The sequence below is a fragment of the Methylocystis sp. H62 genome (assembly GCF_015709515.1).
Lineage (GTDB): Bacteria > Pseudomonadota > Alphaproteobacteria > Rhizobiales > Beijerinckiaceae > Methylocystis.
Genome location: NZ_JADNQZ010000019.1, coordinates 1 through 9,198, shown reverse-complemented (window position 1 = coordinate 9,198; position 9,198 = coordinate 1). Strand labels below are relative to the sequence as shown.

8 protein-coding genes and 3 pseudogenes are annotated in these 9,198 nt (G+C 58.3%); 6 read left to right on the top strand and 5 right to left on the bottom strand.

Annotated elements, in window-relative coordinates; all coding sequences use genetic code 11:
* Window positions 1-536, top strand: a pseudogene (locus IYY11_RS00475) (IS3 family transposase); the annotation flags it as partial.
* Between the two features lie 145 nt (window positions 537-681).
* Here IYY11_RS00475 and IYY11_RS00470 read toward each other — a convergent pair.
* On the bottom strand, window positions 682-855 hold the full coding sequence (locus IYY11_RS00470; protein ID WP_196402323.1) for a hypothetical protein: 174 nt from the start codon (window positions 853-855) through the stop codon (window positions 682-684).
* Between the two features lie 41 nt (window positions 856-896).
* Here IYY11_RS00470 and IYY11_RS00465 point away from each other — a divergent pair, with 41 nt between their 5' ends.
* Entirely contained in the window at window positions 897-1,367 is a 471-nt protein-coding gene (locus IYY11_RS00465; RefSeq protein ID WP_196402322.1) for a transposase, read from the top strand.
* Window positions 1,368-2,392: 1,025 nt separating this feature from the next.
* On the opposite strand, the pseudogene IYY11_RS22500 reads toward IYY11_RS00465, so the two are convergent.
* Window positions 2,393-2,608: pseudogene (locus IYY11_RS22500) on the bottom strand (IS21 family transposase); the annotation flags it as partial.
* Window positions 2,609-2,891: 283 nt separating this feature from the next.
* Between IYY11_RS22500 and IYY11_RS00460 the strand changes: the two are divergent.
* Window positions 2,892-3,686: a FecR domain-containing protein gene (locus IYY11_RS00460; protein WP_196402321.1), complete on the top strand. Its 795-nt coding sequence runs from the start codon at window positions 2,892-2,894 to the stop codon at window positions 3,684-3,686.
* Window positions 3,687-3,749: 63 nt separating this feature from the next.
* Here the strand turns inward: IYY11_RS00460 and IYY11_RS00455 are convergent, their stop codons facing one another.
* The gene (locus IYY11_RS00455; RefSeq protein ID WP_196402320.1) at window positions 3,750-4,853 is read right to left on the bottom strand and encodes an IS630 family transposase; all 1,104 of its coding nucleotides are present in this window, start codon (window positions 4,851-4,853) and stop codon (window positions 3,750-3,752) included.
* A 130-nt stretch (window positions 4,854-4,983) separates the two neighbouring features.
* Between IYY11_RS00455 and IYY11_RS00450 the strand changes: the two are divergent.
* Together IYY11_RS00450 and IYY11_RS00445 are read left to right on the top strand one after the other, a co-directional pair.
* Window positions 4,984-6,319, top strand: a pseudogene (locus tag IYY11_RS00450) (IS701 family transposase).
* Between the two features lie 652 nt (window positions 6,320-6,971).
* Window positions 6,972-7,202, top strand: coding sequence for a hypothetical protein (locus IYY11_RS00445; protein WP_196402318.1), 231 nt, complete (start codon window positions 6,972-6,974; stop codon window positions 7,200-7,202).
* On the opposite strand, the gene IYY11_RS00440 is transcribed toward IYY11_RS00445, so the two are convergent.
* Window positions 7,199-7,567, bottom strand: a complete 369-nt coding sequence (locus tag IYY11_RS00440; RefSeq protein ID WP_196402324.1) for an SOS response-associated peptidase family protein — start codon at window positions 7,565-7,567, stop codon at window positions 7,199-7,201. The genes IYY11_RS00445 and IYY11_RS00440 overlap by 4 nt on opposite strands.
* A gap of 243 nt (window positions 7,568-7,810) precedes the next feature.
* Between IYY11_RS00440 and IYY11_RS23535 the strand changes: the two genes are divergently transcribed.
* Window positions 7,811-8,191 carry an invasion associated locus B family protein gene (locus IYY11_RS23535; protein WP_409455202.1) on the top strand — a complete coding sequence of 127 codons (381 nt, stop codon included), beginning with the start codon at window positions 7,811-7,813 and terminating at the stop codon, window positions 8,189-8,191.
* A gap of 40 nt (window positions 8,192-8,231) precedes the next feature.
* Here the strand turns inward: IYY11_RS23535 and IYY11_RS00430 are convergent.
* Window positions 8,232-9,198 (bottom strand): IS481 family transposase (locus IYY11_RS00430; protein WP_196402316.1); only part of this gene is annotated, 967 nt, incomplete at its 5' end.

Genomic DNA, 9,198 nt, shown 5'->3' with positions numbered 1-9,198 from the left:
CAAGCCGGCGGCCGGCCACAAGATCTACCCGTATCTTCTGCGTGGCGGGCCGGATCATGTCTGGGCGATGGACATCAGCTACGATGCGGCGCGGATTCGTCTATCTCGCGGCGGTCGTCGACGTGGCGAGCCGCCGCGTCCTTTCGCATCGCGTGTCGATCACGATGGAGGCGGCGTTCTGCGTCGAGGCGCTTGAGGAGGCGCTGGCGAAACACGGCAAGCCCGAGATTTTCAACACGGATCAGGGGAGCCAGTTCACCAGCCTCGACTTCACGAGCGTGCTGCTGGATGCGAAGGTCATGATCAGCATGGACGGCAAGGGCGCCTGGCGCGACAATGTCTTCGTCGAGCGGCTGTGGCGCAGCGTCAAATACGAGGAGGTCTATCTGCGCGCCTACGACACTGTGTCCGAAGCGCGTGCGTCGATTGGCCGGTATCTGACCTTTTACAACGGGCGGCGCCCACACTCATCGCTTGACGGGCGCACGCCCGACGAGGCCTACTTCGGCAAACAGGAAACGGCGATGGCAGCATGACTGTCGCCTTCGGTTTTGTCGCAGCTCTGGTCGGGCTACGCCCTCCCGACGCCGCGACAAAACCGAAACGCCCCGCGTTCAGCAAACCCCGGCAGAGATCCACTTAAAATTCGCGGGGAGCTGTCCAAACAACCGGGGCCAGCTCTCAGGCCTGTTCAAGATCGCCCATGTCAAAACTGACTACAGCCAGCGCATCAGACTGCTCTTGCGTCACCGCCAGGCGATAGTCCGACGCAACAAAGATCTCATCAACACCGTGCGCGGCACGCTGAAGGCGTTCGGCATTCGCACGGCGGCGGAAAGAACACTCTAGTCGCAAGGCGCGTCCGCGAGGCGATCGATGACAAGAAGATCCTGGCCATGACGGAGCCGCTGCTCGCCGCCTACGAGGACGGCCTGCGGACCCTTGCGAAGCTCGACGAGATGGTGCTTGCTATCGCCAAGAAAGATGTGATTTGTCGCCGCCTCATGACCGTTCCCGGTGTGGGGCCTGTGGTCGCACTCGCATACCGCACCGGCGTCGATGTCGCTCATCGCTTCGACAAATCCAGGCTCGTGGCGGCCGTGTTCGGTCTCACGCCCAGGGTGCATGCTTCCGGCGAAGTCGAGCTGTTCGGGCGGATCACGAGATGCGGCGACGCCATGGTCCATGCGCTACTCTATGAAGCCGCCAACGTCATGATGACGCGCTGCCGACTCAAAGTCGCGAGGCGGCACGGAGCGCGCAAGGCGAAGGTGGCCTTGGCTCGGCGTCTCGCCGTTGTAATGCACCGCATGTGGGTCGATGGGACCGACTTCTTTATGAAAAGGCCGGCGTCAACGACTGTCTGATAATCTTCACCACTCGCGCTCGTCGTGAGCATGCGGAGAGCGTGTGGGCCGGAATGACTGCATTGGACACCTTGCGCCCGAAAAGCGCGCTTTAGAGCTTGCAGCATTCAAACCCGCCAATCGAACCGCCCAGAATGCGGCGCCCTTCGCGGCGACTGCGGACAGAAGCGTGAAACCCGCATACGACGCGATACCTCAAAGAGAGGACGTTGACCGATTACAGAAGGTTTCCAGTTGGAGGGTGCTGCGCTTCAAGGTTGATAGTGAACGCGGTCCGGGGGATTTTTTATCTTCTTCGTTTTGTGCCATTCGGAAGATCGAGAGAGCTCACTTCCGATGTAGCTCAGGAAGCGTCGCTTACTCGTTATGTCCGGAAACAAAACATCTACACGTTCAGCGGAGGTTAGGTATATCCGAGCCATTCTAGAACCGAGCGAATCCGCGCGCGATATACAACTCGAAGGTATCCGCCTGCGCCAAAGGGTCGGGAAGCCAAATTGTGGGAGGAGCCTGCGTGGAAAGGAAAATCCCTCCCTATCGGCTTTCAGTCCGATTGCTTCGGCCCAAAAAGCCTGGACTCCGAAAAGTGCAATGAGCCCAGCCAACGCACGACACTCTTGGACAAGTTCATGTCGACTGCAAATAGTGACAAGAGCCAAGCTTAGAATCGGTGCGACGGTGAACACAAACCAAAAAGCGCATGCTTTCCACGACCGAACAGAAACCCCTGCCCCTTGCAGCATCTGCAACTCCAATTATCGCGAGCACTCCCCGCATCTAAATCTCTACTTTAGAGAGCATCGGTTATCCGCTCAAAAAATGGGATAAGTGATTTTAAATTAGCGATTTTTTCCCGTCAACTCGGTCCGAGCATCCGTCCAATATTTGCCCGAGCGGTGCCCGGCACGCTCTCGATCGAGCAACTGCTCGAGCCGGCTTTTGCTCAATCACAATGGACAAGTCCTTTCTTCCCATTGTGCCCAAGCCAAACACAAAATTCAGAACAGTCCCTGCGCCGTCTTGTCGTCCGTCTCTAGGATCGCGTCAATCACCCGGAGCAACGGTTCGAGCTTCGGCCGCTTCGGCGCCTTTGAGCGCACGTATGCCGGCGGCGCCAAATAGCGGCACATCTTCGCGATCGTGCCCCGGCTCAGTCGAAACACTCGCCCCGCTTGACGCCGGCAATTGCCCTCAATGAAAACAAAGCGTCGAATCGCCGCGTAAATCTCCACCCCAAACATTCTCGACCGCCCTCCCGAATCAATGGTCGGAAATTCAGCCGAAAACTGGCCGGGTTTACGCCGCCACACGGCCGCAATATGCGCCTCTCACTGGCCGATTAATATGCCGCCGGGTACAGTGGGCGTCGCCGTCGATTAAGGCGGACCGGAAAGTGTTGCAAGATGGCCACTCTACCTAAAAAACGAGAAAACCACCGCGTGATTGAACTCATATCGAACCAGAAGTCCTATGCGGGAAATGGATAGCTGGGTATCCTCTCTCCGAAAATTAAAGGATAGGACAATGAGTTCGAGCTTTAGCATGCGTCTCATGTTAATGTCCGTTTTGATTGAGGCGGCTGTATTTATGGTTACCGAAGTCCGTGCCGACGAGAATATTGGCGTCGCTTCTTTGATTCGCAACTATGTTAACGGCGTATTGCCTACTCGCACATTCGAGATCAATGTGGGCGAGAGTGTCATCCGCGATGAAATCGTCAAAACGGGCTCCGATAGCCAAGCCAAGATTGTCTTCACAGACAGCACTAATTTGGCCGTTGGGCCCAACTCAATTGTCAAGCTGGATACATTCGTCGCTGCGCAACCCGGTAATTACAGCCAGGCGACGCTCAACGTTCTGAAGGGAGCGTTCCGTTTTACCACGGGCCATTCCGAGAAACCCGCTTACGAAGTCCACACACCCGTAGCAACCATCGGGGTTCGCGGAACAATTTACGAATTATTCGTCGAGCCGAGACAAACGACCATCAATATGCTTGAGGGACGCGTGCGCGCCTGCGTCAAGGCCGACAAATATAGGGAGAGCGAGTCCAGAAGGCCGAGGTGTTGTGACGTAGATGCTCGCGATCGCAATAAAAAGGCGATCCTCAATCCTGAAGGTTGCGTGCTGACAAACAGCTCTGGTCCGGAGATGGATTGTTCTACTGCGGGGTTCTGTGATACCGAGCAGTACGCGGCGGGTCTGCCTTTGGAGTTCCCCCTTTTGCTACCTTTGTTGCCTTTACCTCCCGCCATATGCGCGGCGGCAGGCTGCTTCGAGCAGAACACTCCGCGTCCGCCATTACCTGTTAGTCCCTGAATGAAGGCGAATAAGAGTAAGCGCTGTTTTGACCGCACCTTTTCTGGGGCTAGTCATGTGAATCTAAAGTTCGCCACATAATGTCTGCTCTGTTTTCTGGCAGAAGCGTTTGACTGAGGCGAGGATTTCATCCGCGGATTTGGTCCACCGATATGGCTTGGGGTTTTCATTGTGCCGCTCGATGAAGGTGCGGATGTCTGCTTCGAGCTGGCTCGTTGACGTATGGACGCCGCGACGGATTTGCTTGCGAGTGAGTTCGGCGAACCAGCGCTCAACCTGATTGATCCAGGACGCCGATGTTGGCGTGAAGTGCACGTGGTAGTGAGGGCGGCGCGCCAGCCAGTTTTTGATTACAGCGGTTTTGTGAGTGGCGTAGTTGTCCATAATGATATGGATGTCGAGCCCTTCGGGAACGCGCGCGTCGATTTGCTTCAGGAAGTCCAGAAACTCCGTCGCTCGATGACGCTTGTAGCATTTGCCGATCACAAATCCGGAAGCGATGTCGAGGGCTGCGAACAGCGACGTTGTGCCGTGGCGGACATAAGAGTGAGTCCGTCGCTCCGGAACGCCCGGCATCATCGGAAGGACAGGCTGCTCGCGATCAAGCGCTTGTATCTGGCTCTTCTCGTCAACGCTCAGCACCAGCGCCCGGTTCGGCGGCGACAGGTAAAGACCGACGATGTCGCGGACCTTGTCGACAAACAGCGGGTCGCTGGAAAGCTTGAAAGTCTCCGTGCGATGCGGCTCCAAGCCGAAAGCGTTCCAGATCCTTCGGATCGTTGTGTGCGAAAAGCCTGTCTCCGTCGCCATCGAACGGATCGACCAATGCGTGGCGTCCTTTGGCGTGGACCGAAGCGTACGCTCAATGACGGCGGCGACCTGATCATCATTGATTGTCCGAGGTCTGCCAGGACGGGCTTCGTCCAGGAGCCCTTCGATGCGGTCCTTCAGAAAACGCCGACGCCACTTGCCGACCGTGTGCTCGTGGACGCCAATCTCACTCGCAACGGACTTGCTGGGAACGCCGTCCGCGCATCGGAGGATAACGCGGCAGCGTTCCGACAAAGACCGCGCCACACGATGACGACGAACCTGTCGTTCGAGATAGGCTCTTTCTTCTGCGCTGAGGATCAACGGAGCAATCGGTCGTCCTGTCGCACTGGCCATAATCGCGCTCCCGCTCTCAACCGGAAGCTTGAGATTATAATGAATTGAACTTCAGTTCCAGATGACTAGCACTACTTTGGCAGATTGTTGAAGGGTCGGGCATTTTTGGGATTCCCTCGGATCACTTTGCGTGATTCATGGGTGGTCGGCGTTTTGGAGGGCCGACCATGGACGAGAGCTGGAAGTCCTATCTCGAACGGTGGCTGGCGCCTTTTATCAGCGCTCTTCGACACAAGACTCGGGCGCGGATGTGCCCGGTCTATGTCGCGGGGTTGATCGGCGCAGGGGATCGCAAGAGCGTACAGCCGATGGCGGCGCGCGACGGCGACGTTGGATACGATCAGCTTCATCACTTCATCGCCAGCGGCGTCTGGGACGCCGCGCCGCTGGAGAAGGCGCTGCTCGTCGAAGCCGACAGGATGGTCGGCGGCGCCGACGCGTGGTTGATCGTCGACGATACGGCCCTGCCGAAAAAGGGCGCGTATTCGGTCGGCGTCGCGCCGCAATATGCATCGTCGCTGGGAAAGACCGCCAATTGTCAGTCGCTGGTCTCGCTCACCCTGGCGTCGCGCGAGGTTCCTGTGATGGTGGGCCTGCGGCTCTTTCTACCCGAAAGCTGGACAAATGATCCCGAGCGCATGACGCGGGCGCGCGTCCCAGAGGACAGGCGGGGCGCGCTGAGCAAGCCGGAGATCGCGATCGAGGAAATCGACCGCGTCATCGCCTCGGGCGTGCGTTTCGGCTGCGTCCTTGCAGATTCAGGTTACGGCTCCAGCGGGCCCTTCCGTCAGGCTCTGAGCGCGCGTGGTCTACTATGGGCAGCGGGACTGTCGCGACGCCAGAACGTCTACCCGGCAGATGTCGCTCTGGCGTTTCCTGTCGCAAAGGCAGGGAAGCCCCGCAAATACCACATCCCCGATCAACCGCCGGTTTCCGCTGAAGCGGCGTTGGCCGGCGAGAAATGGCAAAAGGTCAGTTGGCGGCGGGGAACCAAAGGCCGGCTAACATGTCTCTTCGCGGCTCGACGTATTCGCGTAGCGGATGGCCACAAGCACCGCATGCGCGACAATCGTATGCAGTGCATGCCGGGCGACGAGGTCTGGCTCGTCGGCGAACGCCGGTCGACGGGCGAGCAAAAATACTATGTGTCGAACTTGCCAGCCGATATGAGCCTGAAGAAGCTCGCCGCCTCGATCAAAGCCAGATGGGTCTGTGAGCAGGCGCATCAGCAGCTCAAGGAGGAACTCGGCCTCGATCACTTCGAAGGTCGGTCCTGGACCGGTTTGCATCGACACGCATTGATGACGATGATCGCCTACGCCTTCCTCCAATCCCGCCGCCTTAAAGCCGCGGGGCGGAAAAAAAAGAATCGGGGGACCGCCGCCACAACCGAGCATGCCAGCCATCCGGCAGGCCATTCTCGACATCTTCGCGCGGCCTCCCCCAAAGCGATGTCCGCATTGTGATCGGCTGCTCGCCAAACCCGTCGAGCCTAAACTGCCAAAGTAGTGCTAGTGTCCTGACTCTCAATTGGCGCCCAAAAACTCGGCATCTTGCCAGCCGGCCTGACCGGTCTCTGATCCAACCTGATCCATGACGCCCCAGTGATTCGGCGTCACGGACAGAATCACGCCCGATTCAGATCGGGCAAGCCCCTCCGGAGATGTGGGTAATTGAAAGCCACGCCGGAAGGATACTCACCGTCTGCCGAGAGGATGAAAGCGGATTACAGACGACGCCGTGCTATCCACGGCGGCTGGCCGCAGCCTTCGCGCTTGGAGAGTGGTCTAAGTTCTTAAAATTTCGTATGAATTTAGGCCGCCCGATTGACTCAAGGCGCAGATAGCGCAATATTGTCCCGTTGAACGACACTAATTTCACTTGGCGTAGGCCTCGGCGTCATCGGCGGGGCCTTTTCTATCGGCGATATCTCCGAAAGGCGGGTTGATGCGGCGCGTCGACCACACGGGTTAAGCCGCCTGTCCTACATTGGCGGCTCAGCGCTTGCGATAGCGTCGCGGCGCAGTTCGGCTGCCAGAAGTTTCCAAAGCCGCCATCATCCTGACTCATCGAACGTGAAAGCATTGACTCACGAGATTCGAATTTAGGAGCGCGACAATGAACGCCGATCGATCAAGCGAGCCTCGATACAACATTGTCATCTGGAAAAAGGACAAACAAGTCGGAACACTGCGAGACCATGGTGCGAGCCAGGCATGGAGTTCCTTCGGCGGAGCCGTCGCGCGCTATAGAGGTTCGGCCGATAGCCACCGCGTGGAACTTTACGACGGGCCGAACTTGATTGAGGCTTGGACTTCTGAAGAGGGTTACAAAGCACTTTCCGCCTAAAAATCGCGGGTCTCAAAAATCTCGGCAATCAACGCCGGATCGGCGTCGCCGACGCCCGAGCGGTTCACCCGAGGCGAGACGATCCATTCCTGCAGCGCATCCTCGGGCGGCGAATGCAACAGCGCGCCAGGATCGTCTCCAGCCATCCATGCGCAGGCGTCCCGCCAGTCGAGAATGATCGGCATGCGATCGTCAAAGCGCGCCATCCAATTGTTCCCGGCGCCTACAATGATCGTGGCGGAGTCGACCTGCGCGTCGCTTTCGGCGTCGCGCCATGTCTCCCTTTGTCGGAAGTGAAGCGGTCGGCGATATCGTCGCCAAGTTGGCGACGAGTTGCATTGTTCCGGCCGCCGCTGCCGTCTGATGTTGGTCTCGTCTCCGGGTGCAGCGCGTCATAGGTGTCCTTGCGGCGCGCGACCGCCACACTTGCAATGATGTTCGCGTGGATATCCTGGCGCCACGCCCGCCGAACAGCGGGTAGTTCTGTCTACTTGCCCGCGTCCTTCATGGACGCGGGCTTTTTCTTCGGCCGCGCGCCGAGCCTTGGGTTCGGCGCATGTATCTCTTGCCAAACTGGCTAATTGAACACTAAGCAGCGAGCGCCGGCCATGAGAGGCGCTCGAATGCAATACAGTAGAAGGTCGGTGGTTTGCGTTCTCACGTGTCTCCCCTTCGCTCATTTTGCGATGAGCGCCGCGGTAGCGCAGCAGCCGGAAATTTCAAAGTATGGCGCTTGGGAAACGCAATGTGTGCTATCCCCGTCTGGCGTCAGGACATGCGCGTTGGTCCAAAGGGCGAGGGCCGAGGAACAGCCGAAGATTGGACTAATGGTTGCTGTCCGAAAAGTCGCGGACATGCCTAACGGAATGATACAAATTTTTGCTCCGCCGAAAATGTTCTTGCTGGAGGATGTGGGGATCAAGATCGATAGCGATGAACTCGGGAGGCTGCCCTATTTCAGATGCACAGAGATTACCTGTACAAGTTGATATTTGATCTGACAGACGGCATGAGTTGGCCGATGTCGTTTCAGGCGGCGTTGCTCTCCTCGATGGCCTGAAGATGACCTGATTTTTCGCGCGCCAGCGGCAACGCGTCAATGAAGGTTTGCATCGGTGTCTTGCCGAAGCACCATTTGCCCTGATGCGGACGGATTTCGTTGAACGCGCGCATCCACAGGTCGAGATCGGCCTGCAGCTCATCGATCGTCGCATAGACCCTCTTGCGGAAGGCGATGCGATAGAATTCGTCGAGCATGGTCTTGTGGAAGCGTTCGACGATGCCGTTGGTTTGCGGGCTCTTCGCCTTGGTGCGTGTATGGTCGATGTCCTCGACCGCGAGATACAGCTCGTATTCGTGCCGCTCGGGGTTGCCGCAATATTCGGTTCCGCGATCGGTGAGCACGCGTTGCAGTGGAATGCCGTGCTCCTCGTAGAAGGGGATGACGCGGTCGTTCAAGAGATCGGCGGCGGTGATCGGCGTCTTGCGGTCATAGAGCTTGGCGAAGCCGACCTTGGCGTAGGTGTCGACGAAGGTCTGCTGGTAGACGCGGCCGACGCCTTTCAAGGTTCCCACATAGAAGGTGTCCTGCGCGCCGCAATAACCGGGGCATTCGGAAACGAATTCGCCATGCGCTTCCTTGTCGGACTTGGCTTTTTCCAGGGCGGCGACCTGCGCCTCGGTGAGGATCAACTGCTCCTGCGCCATCTTGGCTTCGAGCGCCTTCAGCCGGTGTTTCATGGTCGCGAGGTCGTGGCGCAGCCAGATCGAGCGCACGCCGAAAGGCGATACGCTGACGCCCTTCTTAGCCAGTTCGTTGGCGACACGCGTCTGCCCCCAGGCCGGCTGGTCGATCGCCATGGCGACGACCGCCGCCTCGGTCTCGGGCGCGACCCGGTTCTTCAGCAACGGCTTGCGGCGAGACAGTTCCTGCAGCGCCTGTTCGCCGCCTTTGTCATAAAGGTCCTTGAAGCGATAAAAGCTGTCGCGGCTGTAA

Excerpts from the sequence above, each read along its gene's own strand:
- IYY11_RS00465 (WP_196402322.1), top strand. The coding sequence starts at position 897 with ATGACGGAGCCGCTGCTCGCCGCCTACGAGGACGGCCTGCGGACCCTT.
- IYY11_RS00460 (WP_196402321.1), top strand. The coding sequence starts at position 2,892 with ATGAGTTCGAGCTTTAGCATGCGTCTCATGTTAATGTCCGTTTTGATT.
- IYY11_RS00455 (WP_196402320.1), bottom strand. The coding sequence starts at position 4,853 with ATGGCCAGTGCGACAGGACGACCGATTGCTCCGTTGATCCTCAGCGCA.
- IYY11_RS00445 (WP_196402318.1), top strand. The coding sequence starts at position 6,972 with ATGAACGCCGATCGATCAAGCGAGCCTCGATACAACATTGTCATCTGG.
- IYY11_RS23535 (WP_409455202.1), top strand. The coding sequence starts at position 7,811 with ATGAGAGGCGCTCGAATGCAATACAGTAGAAGGTCGGTGGTTTGCGTT.